The following is a 22,282-nucleotide window of genomic DNA, read 5'->3' as shown; positions in this document are numbered from 1 at the left end:
ACCATTGTTCGGACAGAGTGTTTGGACACGAGTGGTCCGACACGCCCAAGTCACCCGGACGCCGCAGGGCTGCCTCCGTTCATCCTCTCTGTGAGCCACCCCACAGCATCCGACGTCGTGATCCCTGACAGTACGAACCGGAGCACGGTGACGTTCGGTCGTTGGTCCCGGGGCATGGCGTTGCTCAGGGTCTCGGCCCACGGCAGCTCCAGTGTGAGGACGGCCTTGGCGATTGACGTCATGCGGTTGGGGCTGCAGCGGGACCTACGGAAGATCCGCCAGGACTTCAGGCGGGCGACGCCGCGCTCGACGGGTGCGCGTGCCGCGGCCAGGGCACGGTTGCGGGTTCTGTCGGTGGGAGCCAGTTCCTGCAGGGGCTTGCGTTTGATGCCCGTGGTCAGCCACGGACCGGCGCCCTGGTAGGCGAGATCGGCCACGATCGGGACGCCCTGGCGCTCGCAGATCCGGATGATCCGGTGGGTGCGGGCAGCGGTCAGGTCGTGGGTGCGGCCCGGCAAAGGGGGCGAGAGCCACAGCAGCCGGCCGCCGGATCGGTGACGACCTGCACGTTCACGCCGTGGCGCCGGTGCTTGTGGGAGTAGTCGGCCCGGCCGTCGCCGACCCGGTCGCACTCGGCGAGAGTGCCGTCGAGCAGGACGAAGTCGGGTTCGTGGTCGCGCAGCGTCTTGAGCAGGCCCGGTGCACGGGCGGCGAGAAGGTCGACGACCGCGCTGGTGTAGGCATGGGCGGTGGACTCGCTGATCCCGAACCCGGCGGCGATCTTCGCCAGAGTGGTGTGCTCTCGTACGTAGACCAGTGCCACCAACGCTCGCTGAGACGGACGGAGCTTGCAGCGCCGGTCGCCCTCACGGGTGACGATCAGCATGGTGACCCACTCCACGAGTGCATGCGGCAGGATGCATGACCAACGAGGCCCCCGAGCAACGTGATTGAGACGTCAGACACCTCGATCAACAGCCCGGGGGCCTCTCTCGTTGCGCTTCACGGACCGTCACCCGATCGGTGGTCACATCGAAGAAGCTCAATAAAGGGTGAGACTGGTGGGGTAGGTCGGTACCTTCATCTGCCTGGCCGGATGTTGCGGTTGACGCGGAAGGCGTTGACCGGGTCGTATTCGGCCTTGATCCGGCGAAGACGCCCGTGGGTGCCCCGATAGGCGTCGGCGGTTCTGCCGTCGTCGTCCTCGGCCATCTGGAAGTTGACGTAGTTCCCGCCGGTAGAGAAGGGGCGGATCCTCTCCCAACCCTTGCGGACGGCGGCCACGATCCGCGCGCCGTCGGCCCGCGGCGGCCATACTCCGGAAAAGCCGCTGATGAACCGGGCTTCCCGGTTGCCGACTGCTCCACCGTCGTCGGCGGCCTCGTTCAGCGCACCCGCGAGGTGGAAGATGACGGAGAAGGACAGAGGGGCGCAGACTTCCAGCGCCGCGTCCCGGAACACGGGAAGGTACTCGCCCGGAAGGCCGGGGAGGAACTCGGCCTTCCAGTACTGGTTCAGGCCCTTGGGCTCCATCGCGTCGAGCATCGACTGCTGCGCTACGTAGGGCTTCGGACCGATCAGGTTGAAGATCGGCTCTCCGAGGGCGCGCAGCGGGGCGAGATCGGCTTCGGCGTGGGCGCCGGTGTGGCACAGGAGCAGCCCGACGACGGGCTTGAGATGCCACTCGTCCGGCACGAACGGTGCCGGCGGCGCGAGCCGGATGACCGCCACTGCCGTCAGCTCGCGGGGAGCGGACGCGGTGAGCTCCCGGTACGTGGCGAGGACCTCGTCCGCCCGGTCGGCGCTCCAGGCGGCCAGGCCACCGGTGATGACGGGGCCGACCTCGTGCAGGCGGAAGGTGAAGCGGGTGACGACGCCGAAGTTGCCGCCACCGCCGCGGAGCGCCCAGAACAGGTCCGGGTTCTCCGCCCGGCTCGCGGTCCTGATCGTTCCGTCCGGAGTGACGATCTCGACCTCCTCCAGGTTGTCGGCCGCCCAGCCGAACCGGCGCGTCAGGTAGCCGAATCCGCCGCCGAGGGTCAAGCCGGCGACTCCGGTCTCGGACACGAACCCGAGTACCGTCGCCAGACCGTACTGCTGGGTCGCCCCGTCGACGTCCTTCAGCAGACATCCGGGACCGGCGTGCGCCCGGCGGGCCGCCGGGTCCACGGTGACCTCCTTCATCCGGGACATGTCGAGGGTCACCCCGCCGTCGGCGAGTGCGGTGCCGGCGATGTTGTGGCCTCCGCCCTTGACGCTCAGCAGCAGGCTGTGGTCGGCGGCGAACCGGACGGCGACGGACACGTCCTGTGCCGTGACCGGCTGGACGACCAGGGTCGGCCTTGCGGTGACCATGGCGTTCCAGACCGTGACGGCCTCGTCCCAGCCCTCGTCCCCGGCCGTGAGCAGCGGCCCCACGAGCCGGGAGCTGAGCTGTTCGATCCGGGCGGAGCTCAGGCCGACGCGCTCGTCTTCGAGTCCTGCGACCTCGAACATCCTCGTACTCATCACGGCTCCTCCCTTCCCGATGCCCCGGGCTCTCCCGATTGCTCGGTCTGCCGCGTCGATGTCCCGATCGCGGTGCGCAGCGCGTCCAGGAACGCTTCCGGTTGCTCCGTGGCGGGGTCGTCCCGGCAGTCCTCGATGACGTGCAGCGGCCATCCGTACCGAGCACTCGCCGCCTCCGCGGTCCGCAGCCGTACCTGGAGGGCGTGCCGGCCGTGGATCAGGTCGGTGGGCACGCCGATACGCGCGAGATCGCCGGACGGGATCGGCGGCACGCCGACGCGCGGGATGATGCCGCGCATCGCCGCCTGCACGCTCGGCGTGCGAGCCCGGTCCAGGGCGTAGTCCAGAAGCGGTTCCCACTGCTCTCCCGTCCGCTCGACCGCCCGGTCCATGTCGAGGAAGCAGTGCTGGAACAAGCGGTCCCGGCTCTTCGGAGTCGGCCGGGCGACGAAGCCCATCATGGGCACCGCGAAGCTCGGCGCCGGCCGGAACCAGCCCAGGCCCAGTGCGTCGACCAGGACCAGGCGGGCCAGTCGATCGCTGTGGCGCACCGCGTACCGGGCGGCGATCGCGCCACCGAGCAGGTGGCCGACCAGGGCGGGTGGCCTCGCCCGGCAGGTCCGGTCGATCAGCTCGTCGAGCCAGGTCATGACCGTGTCCGTGTCCAGTCGGCCGTCGCGCACCTCCGAGGCGCCGTGGCCGGGCAGATCGGGAGCGATCACCCTGTGGGTCCTGACCAGGTCGGGGATCACGTTGATCCAGATGGCGGCGAACTCCCCTTGGCCGTGCAGCAGCACGAGGGGTGGGCCGTCACCGCCTTCCAGGACGGCGGTGGACACCGTCGCCAGCGGAATCCGCCGCTCGGTCAGCGGCATCGCGGCCGTCAACTGGTCGCGCGCCTGCTGCCCGGCGGATCGCTCGGATCGTGTTGTCCTCTCGTGAGTCCTCATCACGGCCTCCTTGCCCAGTGCCTACAAGGCAAGGGTCCGAGTCCGGCAGTGATGTCCGCATCCGTCGCATCGACCAACGTGCCGACGCACGCCGTATGGGCATTTCCATGCAGGTCGCTGGGCCTATACGAGGTCGTGCTCGTACGCGTACGCGGTGGCGGCGGCCCGTGAGGAGACGCCCAGCTTGGTGAACATGTTGCTCACGTGCCGGGCGACCGTCTTGTCGCTGATGATGAGGCTGTCCGCGATCTCCCGGTTCGACGCCCCGGTCGCGATGAGCCGGAGCACCTCGACCTCGCGCGGGGTCAGCCCTCCGGGGCTGCCCACGGTCCGACCTGCCCGGCCCATGAGCTCCCGCGTCTCCTCCAGAGCAGGCACCGCGCCGAGCCGCTCGAAGACCTGACGGGCGGCTTCCAGCTCCATCTCGGCCGTGTCGTGATCGCGCACCTGGCGGTACGCCCGCGCCAACTGCACCCGCGCCCGCGCCGTCTCGTAAGGAGCCGCGTTCTCGTGCCAGGCGACCCACGCCCGGCGCAGGGCGATGCACGCGGCCTCCGGATCACCGGCGGCCAGCAGCACGGATCCGTGCGCGTACGCGGCCTCGGCCCGAAGATACGGCGAGTCGAAGTCGGCGGCGATCTTCTCGAGCTCGTCCACGGCCATCGACGCGTCCTCGACGCTTCCGGCGGCGAGCTCGATCTCCACATAGCCGACCAGCACTCTGGGGCGCTCCTCCGCCCCCTCGGTCTCCACGAGGGTCCGGCGGATGGCGGCGGCCGCGTCGGCCGGCCGGCCCTGCGCCAGCCGGAGCAGAGCAAATCCCGGCTGCGCCGAATGGCCCCAGCCGGCGGCCTCGCGGTAGTAGTTCTCGGCCCGGGAGAACTCGCCACGCAGCCGGAGCAGTTCGGCCCGCTGATACAGCGCCATGCCCATCGCCGGGTCGCCGGGCAGGGCGGACAGGTGCTCGCACGCCTGCCGTGCCACGTCCATGGCGTCGGCCCACTCGCCGCGCAGCTGCATGATCTCCGAACGGTGCACCATGCACTGGCCCCGGTAGGGCTGGAGGTCCTGCTGCGTGGCGCACCAGCGGCTCAGTGCCGCGGTCCACTCCTGCATGCGCCGAAGGTCGTAGATCCCGCGGCAGGCGAGGATCACGGCGCAGTAGACGATCCCGGCGGTGAGCGGCGAGACCTCTCCCGTGGTCACCGCCACCATCGCCTCGTCCAGCATCACCAACCCCTGCGCTGCCCGGCCCTGCGCCACCAACGACTGGCCCTGCCCCAGCCTCCCGAGGGCCCGCAGGTCGGCGTCGTCGAACCGGTCGGCGATCTCGGTGATCTCCACGCATGAGCGCCTCGCCGCCTCGGGATCGCCACCGTGCAGAGCCCGCAGCGCCACGGGGACGCGCAGATACCCCTGCTCCACGCAGTCCAGCTCCGCGTCCGCAAGGACGCGCTGCGCCCGTGCCAGCCAGCCACCGCCACGGGCGTGCTCACCACGGAGGACGAGCGTGAGCCCGAGCCAGAACGCACACCGCACGGCTGACGCCACGTCCCCCCGGTCCAGGAACGCCTGATGGGCCCGCTCCCAGGTCTCGCTCGCCGCGTCGACGGACCCGACCAGGTACGCCGCTCGCGCCAACCGATCGAGATCATCAGCCTCAAGCGGCGCCAGCAGGTCGGCGGCCGACAACTGCTCGTACGCGTCCCGCCATGCCAGACGCTCGTACGCCTCGCGGCCGTGCGTCAGTGGATCACCTGTGGCCATGAGTGCTCCCGTGGGCGGCGAGTTCCCCCGGGCAGCGTATGTGGCGGCTCCGAGTCATGCGCGTTGAGGGCGGGTTCCCGGGGCGGCCGGTGCAGGTGCCGCCGTTCGTCACGGCCCGGCTCCTGTGACTTCCGGAGGCTGTCTCGGCTGGGGGAATCCTCGGTCTTGCCGTCCGCCGAGGGCGTGAGCGCTTCCCCGAAGCGGAGGAACCCCGGGGGGAACGGGAAAAAGAGGGTGGAGCTGGAGCGCTGAAGGCCCCTCCTGGCCAGGTCAGCAGGGCCGGCCTGGCACAGAGGGCCAGGAGGGCCATCCGTACGAGAAGCTGCCCGAAGGACCCGCCACACACCGGAATCCCTCTCCCGGCGAGCAGACCTCGGCCGCGCCGTCGCCGCTTGGTCACGTACTGTGCTCCGCCTGGTCGCACACCGGGCACAGAGCCGTTCGGGCCGGTAGGCGTCCAGTGGTCCTGCCGAGTCCGGACTCGTGGTGCACCTCGCGCGGTGCGAACCTCACGTGGTCCGCAGTCGCAGCACACTGCCACGGCGGGAACGGCCTTGCCGGTCCCCGACCGGCACTCGAAGCACTCCATCAGTGCCTCCCCATCACGCTCCGCACGCGGCTCGACTCCGGCGGCTCCGCCCGGCTCCCGCGTACGTCAGGCGCCTACCCACGAGGGTGAGGGCTACCCGCCCAGGGGCTCAGGCGCGTCGGCCAGGGCGCGCGGCGACTCAAGCAGGGCGCGCTGCACGGCGAGGGCGATTGCCAGCTGTCCGGTCGCCGTGGGGTGGAGCGGAGCCTGATCGGCGGGTCCCCTTACGTACGGGTGGCTGGTGCACAGGCCGTGGCCTGCGAAGTCGGACGGGCCGTGGAGAAGCGGGCGGCTTATACCGCGACCAGTCCCACGGCACGAGCCGAGACCGACCTCCATCGGGCGAGACGCCCCGCCCACGGCCGGTTGCCGCGGGCGCGGTGTCAGCCCGCCGGGTTCGGGTCGTCCACCACATCGGCGGTGATCACGGCCGCGAAGTCCCCCACCCCGACCAGCCGTGCCCCGTCGAAAGTGTCGCCGGCTGTCAACAGCGTCACGAGACTTCCGTCCGCGGGATCGAACTCGACGTCACGGACCTCCCCGAGCCGGTCGCCCCGGTCCGTCATCAGGGATTTCCCCAGCGCGTCGCCCGGAGCCGCCTCCGCATCACCGCCGGACACGCGCTCGTCGGCGTCGGGTGCACGGCGGACCATCACCGCGTCCGGCCCGCAGACCTGCACCACGCCCCACGGCACGCTCATCAGATGGGCACCGGCGCGGATCCGGAGCGCCTGCACGCGGCCGGGCGCCGGACTCAGAAGGAGTCCGGTCACCTTCCCCAGCGTCTCGCCGGTGCTCACCAGTACTACCTGACGTCCGACAAGGTCACTGCTCAGCATCGCCCGCCCCCTCCTCCGGCAGGACCCCAGTGGCCTCCCGGAACTCCGCCAGATCAGCGGGCGGGGAACGCAGGGCGGCTGCGGGCACCAGCACGTTCTCCGCCGAGACCACGACCGGGGCGGAGACCGGCACGAGAACGGTCCCCTTCTCGCCGTGCCGGTCGAGCCTCACCTCGTACCCGACCAGCCTCGCCTCTTCGGCCGTCACGTCGAGCACGACGTCGGTCACCTTCCCCACGTCCTCGCCTTCCTGCGTGAGGACGCGCGTTCCCAGCATGTCGGCCCCGCCTCCGGTGCCGGACGCCATGTCGGCCGCTTCGCGCAGCGCATCCCGGTCGGCGACCATCACGGCGTCCCGGCCGAGGGCGTGGACAGCGCTCCACGGAATCGCCTCCTTCAGCGGCCCGGACAGCATCCCCCGCCCGCTGAGCGTGAAGGCCCGGACCCGTCCGGTTTCCGGGGCGAGAACCACGTCTTTGACCTGGGCGATCGCATCACCGTGCAGCGTCAGGACCGGGCGCCCCACGACGTCCCCCGCTCGGATGAGAAAGTTCATCGCTCATCACCCTCCCGGGGCAGGTGATGTTCGTCGGCGATCACCCCGCCGCGCCGACGCCTGGCCTGGGTCACGAGTGCCGAGATCCCGATCACGATCATTACGACCACGGCTATAACCAGCCACGTCCACCACTCCATGAGACACCCCTTCCACGTCCGCAGACGAATGCCCTTGTGCAAGGGGCCTGGCGCGTACCGCATGAACTGGAACTCGGTGGCCAGCGTCGCCGACGCCTCGGTACTTCATTGGCCGTTTCCCGGCGTGAGCCGTTCTTCCGGATGGGGATACATGGCAACTACCCCCTTCCCCGCCGGGAACACTGTCCTGCGACGCCCTTCTCGGATCACTCGAACCACGCGTGCGTGGAGACTTCCGGTCGGAGGCCGCGGTCCGCGCGTCCGAGGAGTACGGCTGAAGAGATCAGCCCCACATGGCTGAGAGCCTGGGGTTCGGTGAGAGGGCCTTGGCCTACCAGGTTGTCCACGTGCCGGAAGCCGCACAGGACGAACGCCCCCCTCGGGACCGCCGATGCCATCCGGTGACTCCTCCGGCAGATACCGGTACAGAAGCCCGCCACCCGCCGCGAGGCGCTCCGCCACCGCCTGGCAGGTGACGACGATCCTGGGATGGTCGGCGGGCAGGACCCGGCGTAGAGGCAGCGCCAGCAGGGAGGCGTCGAGCCCGCCGCCTGGGCCCAGGTGTCCGGTCAGGGCGGGGATCGAGGGATCCCACGCGTCGGTGAGGACGCGGCTCCTGATCGCTTCCGCGTCCCGCTCCCACGCACGCGGGTCGCCGGGCAGGCCCAGTCGGCGGGAGAGCCGCGCCGCGCGGTCCAGGGCTACCTGGCACATCGCCGCCGAGTAGGTGAAGGGGCGGGTGGGCGACCGTACCTCCCAGATGGCGTGGTCGGGCCATGCCCAGGCTGGGGCGGGCGTCCTCGGCCAGGGCCAGGAGTCGTTCCCGCCTGACCGGCGTCACCATCACTCCCACGCTGCTCCAGGCCACGACGTTCACCTGCGCCACTGTACGGATCCGCTGACCGCTATCCCTGAGCCCAGCACGAGTCTGTCGAAACTCCATTGTCAGAGGTCGCCCCTGTCGTGCGAGCAACGGTGTGATCATCCCGGCAACGGAATGCGGAACCGGCCCGTCGTCGAGAACGAGGCGGGGCAGGGAAGCAACACTCTCCCTGCCCCGCCATGCCGCCTGTGATGGTCAGCCTTGTGGAATGGCGTCCAGAATGCGCTGGGGAACGACCCATACGGTTCCGGCCGGATCGGTGATCTCGGCCTTCTTGCCGTCGAGCATCCGCCAAACCGTCGACGAGTCAGGCGCCTTGAGTAGGGTGCCGTTCGCGATCTGGTTCGGAAGTGCGTCCCAGACCCGGTCGGGGATCGTCCACATCGGCTTGTCCCCGAACCCGGACGCGATCAGCTCGTCCATCGACGCGAAAGGCACCTTCGCCCCACCGATGATCCCGGCCTGCGAGGGGGTACTGGCCTTCTTCACCCGCGTACCGTCCGCGATCTGGTTCGGAAGTGCGTCCCACACCCGGACCGGGACGACCTGGCGAGGCTTGGTGCCGTATCCGGCGTCGTTGCGTTCGGCTTCCGTGTAGAAGTCGACCCTTGCGCCTCCGACGACCGCGGCCTCCGACGACCACCCGCTCTTCGCGATGCGCGTGCCGTCCGCGATCCTGGTCGTCATCGCGTCCCACACCCGGGCCGGGATGTACTGGAGCATGACGCCGCCGTATCCGGCGTCGTTGCGTTCGGCTTCCGTGTAGAAGTCCACCCTTGCGCCGCCGACGACCGCAGCCTCCGACGACCACCCGGCCTTCTTCAGCCGGGTGCCGTCCGCGATCTTGGTCGTGAGCGCGTCCCACACGCGGTCGGGGATGGTCCACATCCGCTTGTCCCCGAACCCGCAGGCGATCAGCTCGTCCATCGACGCGAAAGGCACCTTCGCGCCCCCGACGATGCCGGCCTGCGACGTGGCACTGGCCTTCTTCACCCGCGTGCCGTCCCCGATCCGGTCGGGGATCAGGCTGAACGCCCGGGCGGGGAGCGCGCGGACCTTCGAGGCCCAGTCGGTACCGAAGCCGGAGTCGATGACCTCCTGCGGCGAGGCGAAGTTGACCCGCGCGCCGCCGATGATCGCGGCGACGGGCGAATTCCCGCCCGTTCCCTGGATCAGCGTGCCGTCGTCGGGCACGTCGGCGCGGATCATGTTGAACGCGCGCGTCGGCACCGTCCGGACCTTCGAGGCCCAGTCGGTACCGAAGCCGGAGTCGATGACCTCCTGCGGGGAGGCGAAATTGATCCGCGCGCCGCCGAGCATCATCGCCACAGGCGTCGGTACGCCGTTCGCGATGCCCTGGATGAGCGAGCCTTCCGGCGGGATGTCGGCGCGGAACTCGTTGAAGGCACGGCTCGGGATCGCGCGCACCTTCTCGCGCCAGTTCGTCCCGTACCCCGTCTCGACCACTTCCTCGGGCGTGGCGAAGTTGATGCGCGACCCGGCTACGAACATGGCCACCGGGGTTGAGGCACCGCCGCCCGTGCCTTGGACGAGCGTGCCGTCCGCCGGGATCGTGCCGAGATTGTTGAACGAGTAGTCCGACACGATGACGACCTTGGAGGGCCAGTCCGTGCCGAAGCCCGTGTCGATGACCTCCTGCGGGCTGGCGAAGTTGAGCCGCGCCCCACCGACGGTCTGCGCGACGGGAGTCGCGTTCCCGGCGTTCCAGCCCTGAACCAGGTTGCCGTCGGCCGGGACCAGGTTCATGTGGTCACGGGCGTCGATGGACCAGTCCGAGATCTTCGGCGGCCGTCCGCAGTTGACCGGGGAGTTGCAGTGCGACTGATGCAGCGGCGCACCGCCCACGTAGATATAGATCCGGCCGCGCTGGTCGATGGCGGACGAGCCGTTGCGCGGTGTCTTCGGACCCGCGTCGATGACCGACTGGTACGTAGGACGCGGCTGGGAGTCGCAGATGCCGCTGTCACAGGTGGCCTGCCAGACCGGCGCGCCACCGACCATCTTGTAGATGCGCTTGGTGTCCGTGGTGTGCAGGAGCGTTCCGTCGGCCAGGCCGTGCACCGACGTCACCGGCTGCGGCTGCGGCGGAGCGGGCGGGTTGGTGGTACCGGGTGTCCCCAGGCCACCCCGCCCCATGGCCATCGAGACCTTCTTGAACCCCTCGGCCTTCGGGAACTGCACCCACATGGCGCTCTGGAAGTTCCGCAGAGAGTACGGCCATCCCTTGTTGCACCCGGCCGGGTACCATTTGCGCTCCATGAGGACGCGTTCGGTGAAGACGCCGTAGTAGACGTGTGTCACTTCGTGGGCCGGGGAGTTGGTGTTGGTCTTCAGGCCTACCGAGCTCTGCCACGAGACCTTCGTGCTGATACCGAGCTCGGCGTTGACCTTGGCCACGGCCCACTCGGCCGATACGCCGACGGTGAGCTGGGCGCCGACCTCGATGGTGCGGGACTTGGTGACGGTCACCTCGAGGTTGTCTCCCGGCGCCACCCGCCAGGGCCCGTCGGCCGGTGCGAACTCCTCGTAGTGCTGGGTCAGATACCAAGGTCCCGGGTCACAGGAGTTGGGAACGGGCAGGGGCAAGGGGAGTTCGTCGGCCTGCGCGACCTGTGGCGTCATGGCCACAAGCGTGCCCACCACCAAGATGCTGGTCAGCGCGGAGAGCGCCGACTGCAGCCTCTGTCTGAGCATCGTGTCTTCTTTCTCAAGTGAGGTCTGACACTTGAGTGACGCGATTCAGGCCGACTTGGCTCCCACTGCAGCAGCCGGTCGCCAGCCTGACCGTCCTGGACACCTTGCTCACAGAACGCGACGAGCTCACCCGCGTCGAATTCGCCGCCGGCCTCACTCCCGCCACACGTCGATCCCGATATGCCGCATGCCCTGCCATAAGGGACGCCCGCCACCACCGCCCGCCCGCTGGCCGAGCCCACGCACCCCACGTCGCCGAGTCCGCAGCGACCTGGTGAGCTCCGGCGTGTGACACGCCGCACCGTGCTGAATTCCAGCGCCTTTGTCGTCATCCCATCGGTCAGGCGGTCGGCTTGCCGGCAGGAGTTCGGGGTCGCTTGTCCGATCGGTGCTACGCCGAGGGCGGCGGACAGATCGGCACCACGCCCCCGTACCGGTCCGTTGCGCGGGGACCGGAGCAGTACGGTGTCTGCCTACTCACCGTGTTCGTCCTGTGTGACGACACCCCCGCCGCGTGCGGGACGCCGACGGCGGAGCACCGTGCCCACGACCAGGATCGTGGCGAGGGTGAGCGCGATGGCAGTCGGTCCGATGGCGTTCAGGGCATCGGCGAGGCTCGCCTGCAGGGCGCCCGCGGCTTCGATGACCGGGTCCTGGGTGGTGGGGTCGTTCAGGGCGCGGATCTCGTACCAGCCGTAGTACGCGACGTAGGCCCCGACCAGGAGGAGCAGCCCGCCGCCGAGGCGGGAGGCGAGGGATCCGAGACGGCGCAGGCGGCCGACGCGCGCCGTGCGTGTGAGGGCCACGGAGAGGGCGGCGGCGCCGACGATCAGGCCCATGCCGGCCGCGTACGCGGTGAACAGGGTGATGCCTTCGAGCGTGGATCCGCCGCGGAAGGCGGAGACGACGATGGCGAGGAAGGGCGCGATCGTGCACCCGAGGGAGGCGATGGCGTAGGCGGCGCCGAACAGGGCCATCGACGGAACGGAACGGGTCACGGTGGGGGCGCGGCGGAGTCTGGGCAGCAGCGCGGGCAGGTCACGGCCGGACAGCAGCCAGACACCGGCCACGGCGAGGACGAGTCCGAGGGCGATGGTGAACCAGGGGAGGTGTTCTTGGACCTGGCCCGCGACGGGGGCGATGGCGAGCCCGAAGAGGGCGAACACGGCGGCGAATCCGGTGGTCATGGCGGCGGTGGCCGCCAGCGCGCGTCGGATGGCGGCCGTGCGGGTGGGGCTGTCGTCGCCCAGGACGAGCAGGGAGAGGTAGGCGGGCAGGAGGGCGAAGCCGCAGGGGTTGACGGCGGCGAGCATGCCCGCGGTCAGCGCGAGGGCGAGCGGCAGGTCGGACATGGCGGTTCAGCCGACGAGCGGGCTGATCTTGTCGGCGAGACCCTTGCCGGCCGGGAGACTGCCGGTGAAGACGGTCTTGCCGGACTTGTCGAGGATCACGTAGACGCTCTGCTGGGTGATCTCGAACTTCTTCCAGATGTCCCCGGCCTCGTCGGACAGGTTCGGGAACCCACCGACCTTGGTGTCGGTGACGAAGTCCTTCATCGCCTGGGACTTGTCGAGACCCGCCACCCCGATCACGTTCGCCTTGCCCTGGAACTGGGCGGCGACCCGGGCGGTTTCGGGGCCCTGGGCCTTGCAGGTGGGGCACCAGGGTGCCCAGAACCACAACACGGTGGGCTTGCCCGCCAGTGCCGCCGCGTCGAACGGCTTGCCGTCCACGGTCGTGCCGGTGAACCGCAACGCCTCGGGGACCGCCTCGGCACCGGACCCGGTCTGTGCCGGCGTGGAGGACCCAGGGGCCGTGGGGGTGGCTGTGCCCTTGGCGCCGCCGGCGGAGGGTGTCTCCTGCGTGCCGCAGCTGACGAGGGTGAGCGTGGTGGCGGCCACGAGGCCGGGGAGTATCAGGCGGGCACGCATGCGGGGCAGCTCCTGGTGGTCCGGGTCGGGTCGGATGTGAACTGTAGGCCGAGCAGGTGCGGTGCGGGTGGGGCGAGTGCTTACGGTTCGATGACGTCAGCCTGCGTGGTCGGTGAGCTGTCTCTCGAAGTGCGGCGGCTGCCGCCGGCCGGGACGCCGACCAAGGCGGTGCTGCTCGCCTCGGGTGATCAGACCCGTCTCGAGGGCTTCCTGACGATCCGCGGCCGGTCCGAGGATCACCGCTCCCGCGCCGTAGCGGGCCGCGGTGATCGCCGCCCCCGCCGGGCCGCAGAGCGACGACGGCAAGTACGTCAGCCTCGGCACGCTCAAGGGGAACAGGGGCGACCAGAACTACGCGCTGCCCGCCGGCGTCGACTGGAGTGCGTACACGCGCGTCGGCATCTGATGCGACCGCTTCAACGTGTCCTTCGGCGCTGCCGAGTCGGCCCGAATCTGACAGAGTCCTTGTCTCTTTCCTGGCAGGGCGCTGCGGTCACCGCCCTCTCGTGCAAGCCGACTTGTCCTCCCGAGAAATGCCGGCTGCCGAGGGGGCGGCAGGCGTCTGTCAGGTCCTCTGATCTGGCCGCACCCGTGCGTGGAAGCCCAACTGGTCATTCTTGAAGCCTGGTTGCTGCCTTTCGTCCACAAGCGCGGAGTTCCTCATTCCGGAGCCACGATGATCACTTCCCCGCGTGAGAAACGCCATGGACAGCGGAAGTAGATCATTGGAAGCATGCGCGCGTCCGTTCCCTGCTCTTGATCACAAGGAGTCGACAGCGTGCATAGATCCACCGGCCGGCCTCACGGGCCGGCACGGTCCCGCCGGGTGCAGCGACTCGCGCTGCCCCTCGCCCTGTTTCTCCTCGCCGAGACGGGTGCCGCCTTATCGAGTGCTTCGGTCGCTACGGCGACAGGCTCTGCTTCTTCAACTGACTCTGCCCCAACGGGCACCTCCGGCGCCGCCCTGGACCGCGAGGAGACGAACGCTCGTCTCACCGCCCAGGCGCAGGGCCGGCGCATCGAGATCATCGGTGCCCGCACCGAGAACACGACCCTGTGGGCGAACCCCGACGGCACCATGTCGGTCGAGTCGTTCGCGGGCCCCGTGCGGTACCGCGAGAACGGCGAATGGATCGCGGTCGACACGTCCCTCGTCAAGAACCCCGACGGCTCCATCCGCTCCAAGGCTCACCCGCGTGGCCTGAAGCTCGCCGGGCCCACGGGCGCTGCGGGCGGCGATCTCGTCACTCTGGGACGTGGCGAGCAGGCGGTCGCCCTGGGCTGGAAGGGCAAGCTTCCCGAGCCCGACCTGAACGGTGCGAAGGCCACGTACAAGAACGTCATGCCCGCCACGGACCTGATCGTCGAGGCGACCCGAACCGGCTTCGAGCAGTACCTCGTGGTGAAGAACCGGGCGGCGGCCGAACGGGCTGCGACGTTCACGCTGACCGTCCGAACCAACGGCCTGAAGGCGAAACAGCAGGCCGACGAGACCCTCACCCTCACCGACGCGAAGACCGGCAAGACGGTGGGGCACTCCCCGACGCCGTTCATGTGGGACGCCTCCGTCGGCAGGACGGGCAAGGAACGTGTTCACCAGGCCCGTGTCGACCTCGACGTCGTCGAGCGCAGCGAGGGCTTCGACCTCACCGTCAAGGCCGACAGGGGCTTCCTCGCCGACAAGGACACGAAGTACCCCGTCACGATCGACCCCGCCGTCTACTTCGGCACCGACTTCGACACCTTCGTCCGCAACGGCGACACCGCTGACTTCTCCGGCGGTGTCGACCTCCGGGTGGGCCGCGAGTGGCAGAAGGGCGAGGCGCGCTCGTTCATCAACTTCCCGCGCCACCCCTCGGTCACCGGACAGGACATCCTCAACGCCGAACTCAACCTCTACGCCACCTGGTCCGACTCCTGCGAGCCGAGGCCCTGGGAGATCTGGGACACCGGCACCGCCTCCACCGCCACCACCTGGGGCACTCAGCCCGCGTGGCGCTCCAAGGTGACCTCCTCGACCCAGACGTACGGGCATACGGACTGCGGCGTCCGCTGGATATCCGACAACATCACCCCGCTGGTCAAGCAGTGGTCCCGGACGAGCCGCACGGTCGACACGATCGGCCTGCGCGCCACCGACGAGGCCGACTTCAAGGCGTTCAAGATCTTCGCCTCCGCCGACACACCGCAGGCGCCGTCCATCCTCGTCACGTACGAGACCCCGGCCGACCCGGTGAAGGATCACGTCGTCTACTGGAACGACGTCCTGCTGGAGACCTTTCGCCAGGTCGGCGGAGCACCCGGTCCGCTTGCCCGCGCCGGCGCCATGATGCACGGCGCGATCTACGACGCCGCCAACTCCGCCCGCTGTGCGGAGGGCACCGTCAAGTGCCTCGGTGACGCCTACCTCGTCAAGGCCACCGCCACCAACGGAGCAATACCGGACGTGAACAGCGCGATCGACCACGCCGCGTTCGAAGTCCTCAAGTCGGTATACCCGGCCTACGACTTCGACGACGAGATCGCCGCCGCCCGCTCGACCATCCCCGCCGCCGTCACGGCCGACCAGCGTGCGGCCGGCACCGAGGTCGGTCAGAAGGCGGCATCCGCGATGATCGCCGCGCGGCAGAACGACGGCTCGGCTCCGGCAGCCCCGTACACGGGCAGCACGACGCCCGGGTACTGGCGCCCGACCGGAACCGGCGACGGGGCCACCCCCGAGTGGGGCAAGGTCAAGCCCTTCGGGATGACCTCCAGCACGCAGTTCCGGCCCGGGGGGCCCGCCGGTCACACGCTGATGAGCAGCCTGCTGACCAGCCAGGCGTACGCCGACGAGGTCAACGACGTGAAGGGCCTGGGACGCGCGGAGTCCAGCACCCGCACCGCGGACCAGACCACGGCCGCACTGTTCTGGGCCAACGACCTGGACGGCACCTACAAGCCGCCGGGCCAGTTTTTCGACCACACCCAGATCCTCTCCCGCCAGCACGGTCTGACGGTCGCGGGCAATGCGAAGCTGTTCGCCCTCACCGCGTTCGCGATGGCTGACGCCGCCGTCGTCGCCTGGGACACGAAGTACCAGACCGACATCGACCTGTGGCGTCCCGAGAGCGCCATCCGCCTGGATGGTGACGGCAACGCGGGCACCACCGTGGACCCGAACTGGCAGCCGCTCTCACAGGACCGCAACGGAAACCACTTCAGCCCTGCGTTCCCCGCCTACGTGTCCGGCCACGCGACCTTCGCGGGGGCCTGGGCGAAGGCCACGCAAGACTGGTTCGGAACCGACCAGATCACCTGGACGGCGACCACGGAGGACCCCAACGCCCTCGGCGTGACGCGTACGTTCTCCTCGATCTCGGCCGCGGCCACGGAGAACGCGGTAGGGCGTGTCTGGCTCGGCGTGCACTACCGCTGGGACGGTACCGACGGCGTCAGCGCGGGCTCCGACGCCGCCGCGTACACGTCGGCGAACCGGCTGAAGCCGAACACCGCCGCCGGCTGGACCGCGTACGAGGACCTGCACAACCTCTCCGGCTGTCAGGAGGTCGGCAAGCGCCTCGTCGCCGAACACCGTTGGACCTCCTACCAGTGCACCCAGGTCCAGTTCCCCGATCCCGACCACACCCTCTACGTGAAGTAGCCGGACCATGAGGAAGAGAGACACCGTCATGCGTGTGCGTAACAGGAGCCGCAAGGGCACCGGACGCGCGGCAGCGGCACTGGTCGCGGCCCTCGCCGCCGGCGCCGTCGCCACACCCCTCGCCATCGCCGCCGCATCGGCGGAACCCGCGCCCGTCGCCGCCGACGGCGGTCCGAACGACTTGATGCTGCCCACCCCAGAGGTGCCCCGCATCTCCAACAGCGCCTACGCGGGCTTCCAGGTCTGCGGCAGCCCCGAGGGCGATCCGCTCGTCACCAGCGGCTCGCCGACCCTCGCCGCCACCCTGGAGTCGGTCGCCCCGCCTGGAACGGTCGAGACCACGGAGCCCGGACCACGGCGCAAGATCGTCTTCGAGGTCGACACCGCCGGCGGCGCGCAGGTCGTGCGCAAGCAGCTCACCAGCGACACCAGCCACGAGGCGGCTTACCAGCTGCCGGAAGGAAAGCTCACCGACGGCGACTACCGCTGGCGGATGCGTGTGAAGGACGGCGGCACCGTCTCCGAGTGGACCGCGTGGTGCACCTTCAAGGTCCGGCGCGGCTGACCAGGACCCAGGCGAGCGTGTGAGTGAAGTGGCCCGTCCGGGAGGGCGGGTCACTTCCTGTGCTGAGCCGCAGCGGTGGGCAGCGCGTTCCGCCGGAGCCGGGGAAGCGCTTTCGGTAGCTGTTCCTCGCCGTGGCCCCCTCCATGCCCACGCAACGCACGTGCAGATGGCGAGCGCGGGTCAGGGCAGCTCAAGGCCGGATTTCTGCGTCCCTGTCGGCATCCCTTCGCCTCATGGGGACGCCCGCCGAGCTGGACTGACGCGATCTCATTCCGCCACCCGCATTCGCCCCCTTCGGAGCTGTCCCACCCCCGCCGGGTTCCCGTCTGCACTACCTCAAGTGGCGTGCCGACGTGCGTCAGCTGACGGTGGGGCATGTCGCTGCGCATCGGAAGTCGACAGTGGGTCGGCTGGCGCAGCGGACGGAAGGAATCCATCGATGCGCTCTGCCCGCATTCTTTTCGCCGCGACAGCCGCCGCCGCCACCCTGGCGGTCACCGCACCCGGCGCGTACGCGATCACCGCAGGAGACTCGGACAAGGACGGCTCCGCTCACAGTCAGGACCACGGCAAGAAGGACCATGGCAAGCCGAAGGGTGGCATGCACACGGGCTCGGGTGGGCTGGCTCTGGTGGGTGGGGATGAGTGGTCCAAGGGTGAGCACGGCAAGAAGGACCATGACAAGCCGAAGGGTGGCATGCACACGGGCTCGGGTGGGCTGGCTCTGGTGGGTGGGGATGAGTGGTCCAAGGGTGAGCACGGCAAGAAGGACCATGACAAGCCGAAGGGCGGCATGCACACCGGCTCGGGTGGGCTGGCCCTCGTCAACGCCGACGACTGGAGCAAGGACAAGCAGAAGGAAGAGGGCTACAAGCACGACAAGCCCAAGGGTGGCATGCACACGGGCGGGGGCGGCCTCGCGAGCACCAGCACGAACGTGACCGGCGCCGTGGTCCTCGCGGGCGGACTGGCCGCGTTCGCCCTCTACCGCCGCCGGAAGGCCGCTGACGGCGCGTCGTAACGCGCAACCGGGCCGTAGGGGCCGCCGCCAGGAAGGCGGTCCCTGCGCCCGGTCGGTCCCCCCCGCCCGACTGTCCCCGCCTGCCACCCGAATCCGGAAGGTGCCCCTGTGAAGACCCCACCAGACCCCGCCGGCGCGGGAGCGCCCCGGCGTATCGCCCGGTGGGTCGTCCCCGCGGTGTTCTGGACGTTCGTACCGGCGGTGCTGCTGTTCGTCTTCGGTCCAGGGATGTTCGCACAGGACGCGACCGCGCCGGCCAAGCCGACGGCCTCCTCCGGGACCGGACATGCTCCGGCGGCCGCGCCGGACGCATCACGCCAGGCCTCGCCGAGCGTCGTCCCACCGGCCGGACCGGCGATGCCGAGGTCGGCTCCCACCCGCCTGGTGATTCCCAGGATCGGAGTGGACGCGCCGTTCACCGGCTTGGAGATCGGCCCGTCCGGAGCCCTGGACCCGCCCCCGGCAGACGACACGAACCTGGTCGGCTGGCACGCCTCTGGCATCTCCCCCGGCGAGCGGGGAACCGCACTCATCGCCGGCCACCTCGACACCGCGACCGCCCCGGCCGTTTTCGCCCGACTCGGCGAACTCACGCGTGGAGACAGTTTCGAGGTCAGGCGTGCTGACGGCACCACAGCCGTCTTCCGCGTCGACTCCGTGGAACGCTTCCACAAAGACGACTTCCCAGACCAGCGCGTCTACGACGACACTCCCGAGGCACTCGCGCGTCTCATCACGTGCGCAGGCGCCTACGACCGTACAGCGAAGGACTACACCGAGAACCTCGTCGTCTTCGCCCACCTGGCCCCGGCTGCCTGACAAGGCATCGCGTCGGCAGACCGGCGCCCCGTCCGGTGACGCGGGTCACATCCCGCTCCTGTCAGGTATTCGGGCCCTGTCTCGTCAGGGGGGTACGGACACGAGACAGGAGCAACGTCATGAAGCACCGCATCGTCGTACTCGGCGCCGGGTACGCCGGGGCCTTCGCCGCCGGGAACCTGGCTCGCCGGCTTTCGCCCGCCGACACCGAGATCACCGTCGTCAACGCCGTACCCGACTTCGTCGAGAGGATGCGGCTCCACCAGCTCGCCGCCGGCCGGCACCTCGCGGTCCGCCAGCTCGCCGACGTCTTCGCCGGCACCGGGGTGCGGCTGCGCCCGGCGCGCGTCACCGGTGTCGATCCCGAGCGCAGGACCGTCGCCGTGACCGGAGAGGACGGTGACGGCGAGCTGGGGTACGACACGCTTCTCTACGCGCTCGGCAGCTCCGTCGCCCATCACGGTGTCCCCGGCGTGGCCGAGCACGCCTTCGATGTGACCGGCCTTGCCTCGGCGCTGCGGCTGCGCGGGCGCTTGGACGGGCTGGGCGCGGGCGGCACCGTGCTCGTGGTCGGTGAGGGGCTGACCGGCATCGAGACCGCCACCGAGATCGCCGAGTCCCGGCCCGGACTCCAGGTCGCGCTCGCCGCCCGCGGCGAGCCGGGCGCCTGGCTCTCCCCGAAGGCCCGCCGCCATCTGCGCCGGGCATTCGACCGGCTCGGCATCACCGTCCACGAGCACACCGCTGTCGAAGCCGTCGAGCCGTCGTGGGCGATCCCCGCCGACGGTACGCCGATCCCGGCCGACGTGACCGTGTGGGCGGCCGGATTCGCCGTCCACCCGATCGCGGCCGCAAGTGGCCTGGAGGTGGCCGAGACCGGCCAGATCGTCGTGGACCGCACCATGCGCTCGGTCTCGCACCCGGACGTCTACGCCGCCGGCGACTCCGCCTACGCGATCGGCGAGAACGGCCGTCCGCTGCCGATGTCCTGCGCCTCGGCCGGATTCACCAACATGCAGGCGACCGCCGCGATCACCGCCCGCCTGACCGGCGACGAGGTCCCGACCACCGGACTGAAGTACCACGGCAACCACATCAGCCTCGGGCGGCGGGACGCGATCTTCCAGATGGTCGACGGGGAGGTCAGGTCCAAGTCCTGGTACCTGGGCGGCCGGACCGCTCGCGCAGGACGTAGACGGCGCGCTCGACCGGTGAGAGGCGCTCCATCAGGGTCAGCACGGCCAAGGACACCGATTCGCGCTGCTCGAAGGTGTCGGCGGGGCCGGGTCCGCGAGCCAGCAGCATCTCCACCGCGCCCGGACCCGGGTGGGTGCCGAGCGCCGCCGGGGCGCGGAGACCGACCCCGCGTCCGCGCGCCGGATCGTCGAGGAGTTCCTCGCCGCCGCCGTTTCGGGGCGTACCGAACGGCTGGTGGCTCTGCTCACCGACGACGTGACGGCGGTCTCGGACGGTGCGGGACTGGCCAGGCGGCTGCTGCGGCTCCGGACGCCCGAGCGCGTCGCCTCCTTCGTACGGGCCGGTTTCAAGCCCACCGCGGCGAAGCGGCGACTGGCCGGCGGCTCGCCCGCGTTCCACATCGCGACGGTCAACGGCTCTCCCGCCGTCCTCGCCGTGCTCGACGGCCGGGTCGTGGGCGTCGTCGCGTTCGGGGTCAGCGACGGCAGGGTCGCGTCCCTGCACGGCATCGCCGCGGCGGAGCGGCTCGGGCGGCTCAGCGGTGCCTGGGGCCGGAGCGAGCCCGACGCTCCGGTCATCCGACGCCTGGTGACGCGTCGACGCATGGTGACCTGAGCCGCCGGAGTCCGCGAGGGCCGCCCCCCCGGGGGGGTGCGGTGCGGACTCGGGCGGCCCCCGCGTGGCCGGCCGGGTCCCTACATCAGCGGGGTGCACGCGGCCGGCGCCGCGGGCAGGTCGATGCCGTGGGCGAAGAGGGCCGCACGGACCCGGTTGTCGACGCCGATCTTGCAGTAGATATTGCTGACGTACGCCTTCACCGTCGACGCCGTGAGCCCCAGTCGGCCGCTGATCTCCACGTTCGTCAGCCCGCCCCCGATCAGGGCCAGGATCTCGCGCTCACGCAATGTCAGAAACGCGGGCAGCGGCTTCTCTTCACGGCCCCCCAGCTTCGGGCCCGGCAGAAACGAGCACCAGAGCATCGCGAGCGGCAGCACGGCCGCGCCCGCGGCCATCGTGTGCACGGCGTGGGCCAGGGCCCGGGGGTCGACCCCCTCGGGAAAGTATCCGGAGACGCCCGGCGGCAGTGGCTGCGGCCGGCTCGACATGCTGTCCGGGTCGCCGATCAACGCGACGGGCACGCGCCGGAGTTCCCGCCCTCGCAGGGCGGTGAGGAACGGATCGAGATCGGGTAGCTGGTCGGCGGCGAGAACGCTCGTCCGCGGCCGCTCGCGCACCGCGGCGATTCCCGCCTCCGCGGACGAGCACACGGTGACGGCGAACTCCCCCGTTTCGATCAATGCCTGTTCGAGGCCCCTGCGAATCCATGGATGGTGATGAATGAGGGTGACGTGGTCCATGGTGAATCCCCCTGAGTACTGCAATAAGCCGTGGTCGGGAGGAAACCTACCCCAGACAATCAGCCACGCCCCAGAGACAGTTAAGAGGGAATTCGATCAGAAACGGTTGCGGTCCGGTGCCCTGACGACGCGGGATTGCAGCGGACGGTGACGTATCGGCCGACTTGTCCCGCCGACCAACCAAAGGAGGCGCGCGATCGGCAGTGTGCAGCGCCGCGCCGAACGCGGAGGATCAAGGCATCCCGGCGGCATCGCCACCGGGGGAGTGCCCGCCCCGCTCCAATCGGGGCGGGCACCTGCTCGATCGTATCGATCCCATCGAAAGGAACGACAGGTGCTCACTGCCCTGCGCGAGACGCCGCTGCGTCTTGCCACCCAGGCCCAGATCCTCGCCACCACCGCCCCCGCGGCCCTGACCCAGCACGCCTCCATGGCGCTGGCCAAGGCCAAGGGCACCGAGGACGAGCCGCGCTTCCTCGCGCACCGCATCTGGCAGATCGTCCTGATCGTCGCCATCGCCGTCGTCCTGGTCGCCGGCATCGTGTCCTACGCCCTGGTCGCGTACCAGTGCGTGAGCCGTGGCTACGACCGCGTCAAGTGGAGCGGCCCGAACGGCTGGCGCGTCTGGGAGTTCAAGATCATCTGCGAGAAGTACTGAGTCTGACGCCCGGCTCGGCCCCCCGTCCCCCACATGGGGGGGGGGCCCCCCCTCCCCCGTCCCACAACCCCCTGGACCCCACGTGAAGAAAAGCGTCAAACCCGCCCCCCCTGCGCTCCTGGGTGGGGGCAGGCTGAGACTGG

At 70.1% G+C, this 22,282-nt stretch carries 15 protein-coding genes and 4 pseudogenes; 8 read left to right on the top strand and 11 right to left on the bottom strand.

Annotated elements, in window-relative coordinates; all coding sequences use genetic code 11:
• Positions 1–206: 206 nt before the first annotated feature.
• The 10 genes and pseudogenes from ACFUJR_RS16720 to ACFUJR_RS16675 all read right to left on the bottom strand — a co-directional run.
• A pseudogene (locus ACFUJR_RS16720) lies at positions 207–886 on the bottom strand (transposase family protein); the annotation flags it as partial.
• A gap of 194 nt (positions 887–1,080) precedes the next feature.
• Entirely contained in the window at positions 1,081–2,508 is a 1,428-nt protein-coding gene (locus ACFUJR_RS16715) for an FAD-binding oxidoreductase (RefSeq protein ID WP_383170336.1), read from the bottom strand.
• The gene (locus ACFUJR_RS16710) at positions 2,508–3,458 is read right to left on the bottom strand and encodes an alpha/beta fold hydrolase (RefSeq protein ID WP_383170339.1); all 951 of its coding nucleotides are present in this window, start codon (positions 3,456–3,458) and stop codon (positions 2,508–2,510) included. The genes ACFUJR_RS16715 and ACFUJR_RS16710 overlap by 1 nt, the downstream gene beginning before the upstream one ends.
• A 123-nt stretch (positions 3,459–3,581) precedes the next feature.
• Positions 3,582–5,225: a LuxR C-terminal-related transcriptional regulator gene (locus tag ACFUJR_RS16705; protein WP_383170341.1), complete on the bottom strand. Its 1,644-nt coding sequence runs from the start codon at positions 5,223–5,225 to the stop codon at positions 3,582–3,584.
• Positions 5,226–6,197: 972 nt separating this feature from the next.
• Positions 6,198–6,653, bottom strand: coding sequence for a PRC-barrel domain-containing protein (locus ACFUJR_RS16700; RefSeq protein WP_383170343.1), 456 nt, complete (start codon positions 6,651–6,653; stop codon positions 6,198–6,200).
• Positions 6,640–7,209 carry a PRC-barrel domain-containing protein gene (locus ACFUJR_RS16695; RefSeq protein ID WP_383170345.1) on the bottom strand — a complete coding sequence of 190 codons (570 nt, stop codon included), beginning with the start codon at positions 7,207–7,209 and terminating at the stop codon, positions 6,640–6,642. Before ACFUJR_RS16695 ends, ACFUJR_RS16700 begins: the two co-directional genes overlap by 14 nt.
• 245 nt (positions 7,210–7,454) lie before the next feature.
• Positions 7,455–8,111 (bottom strand): glycoside hydrolase family 15 protein, encoded by a 657-nt coding sequence (locus tag ACFUJR_RS16690; protein ID WP_383170369.1) that lies wholly within the window; start codon positions 8,109–8,111, stop codon positions 7,455–7,457.
• 316 nt (positions 8,112–8,427) lie between these two features.
• Positions 8,428–10,947, bottom strand: a complete 2,520-nt coding sequence (locus ACFUJR_RS16685; protein WP_383170347.1) for a hypothetical protein — start codon at positions 10,945–10,947, stop codon at positions 8,428–8,430.
• Between the two features lie 473 nt (positions 10,948–11,420).
• Positions 11,421–12,299, bottom strand: a complete 879-nt coding sequence (locus tag ACFUJR_RS16680; RefSeq protein WP_383170349.1) for a cytochrome c biogenesis CcdA family protein — start codon at positions 12,297–12,299, stop codon at positions 11,421–11,423.
• A gap of 6 nt (positions 12,300–12,305) precedes the next feature.
• Positions 12,306–12,878 (bottom strand): redoxin domain-containing protein, encoded by a 573-nt coding sequence (locus tag ACFUJR_RS16675; RefSeq protein WP_383170350.1) that lies wholly within the window; start codon positions 12,876–12,878, stop codon positions 12,306–12,308.
• Between the two features lie 295 nt (positions 12,879–13,173).
• On the opposite strand from ACFUJR_RS16675, the pseudogene ACFUJR_RS16670 reads away from it, so the two are divergent.
• The 7 genes and pseudogenes from ACFUJR_RS16670 to ACFUJR_RS16640 all read left to right on the top strand — a co-directional run.
• Positions 13,174–13,284 (top strand): annotated as a pseudogene (locus ACFUJR_RS16670) (DM13 domain-containing protein); the annotation flags it as partial.
• A 372-nt stretch (positions 13,285–13,656) separates the two neighbouring features.
• Complete coding sequence (locus tag ACFUJR_RS16665; RefSeq protein WP_383170352.1) at positions 13,657–16,521, top strand: DNRLRE domain-containing protein; 2,865 nt, start codon at positions 13,657–13,659, stop codon at positions 16,519–16,521.
• A gap of 34 nt (positions 16,522–16,555) precedes the next feature.
• The gene (locus tag ACFUJR_RS16660; protein WP_383170354.1) at positions 16,556–17,086 is read left to right on the top strand and encodes a hypothetical protein; all 531 of its coding nucleotides are present in this window, start codon (positions 16,556–16,558) and stop codon (positions 17,084–17,086) included.
• Between the two features lie 439 nt (positions 17,087–17,525).
• A complete protein-coding gene (locus ACFUJR_RS16655) occupies positions 17,526–18,107 on the top strand; it encodes a hypothetical protein (protein WP_383450485.1) in 582 nt (193 codons plus the stop codon).
• Between the two features lie 228 nt (positions 18,108–18,335).
• A complete protein-coding gene (locus ACFUJR_RS16650) occupies positions 18,336–18,926 on the top strand; it encodes a class F sortase (RefSeq protein WP_383170370.1) in 591 nt (196 codons plus the stop codon).
• A 119-nt stretch (positions 18,927–19,045) separates the two neighbouring features.
• Positions 19,046–20,197: pseudogene (locus tag ACFUJR_RS16645) on the top strand (NAD(P)/FAD-dependent oxidoreductase); the annotation flags it as partial.
• Positions 20,198–20,213: 16 nt separating this feature from the next.
• Positions 20,214–20,715, top strand: a pseudogene (locus tag ACFUJR_RS16640) (RNA polymerase subunit sigma-70); the annotation flags it as partial.
• 103 nt (positions 20,716–20,818) lie between these two features.
• On the opposite strand, the gene ACFUJR_RS16635 reads toward ACFUJR_RS16640, so the two are convergent.
• The gene (locus ACFUJR_RS16635) at positions 20,819–21,481 is read right to left on the bottom strand and encodes a LuxR C-terminal-related transcriptional regulator (RefSeq protein ID WP_383170356.1); all 663 of its coding nucleotides are present in this window, start codon (positions 21,479–21,481) and stop codon (positions 20,819–20,821) included.
• Positions 21,482–21,815: 334 nt separating this feature from the next.
• Here ACFUJR_RS16635 and ACFUJR_RS16630 point away from each other — a divergent pair, with 334 nt between their 5' ends.
• Positions 21,816–22,139, top strand: coding sequence for a hypothetical protein (locus tag ACFUJR_RS16630; RefSeq protein ID WP_352190777.1), 324 nt, complete (start codon positions 21,816–21,818; stop codon positions 22,137–22,139).
• The last annotated feature ends 143 nt before the right edge of the window (positions 22,140–22,282 follow it).

It is taken from the genome of Streptomyces sp. NPDC057271, from assembly GCF_042668715.1.
Lineage (GTDB): Bacteria > Actinomycetota > Actinomycetes > Streptomycetales > Streptomycetaceae > Streptomyces.
This window is presented reverse-complemented; position numbering and strand designations above follow the sequence as displayed.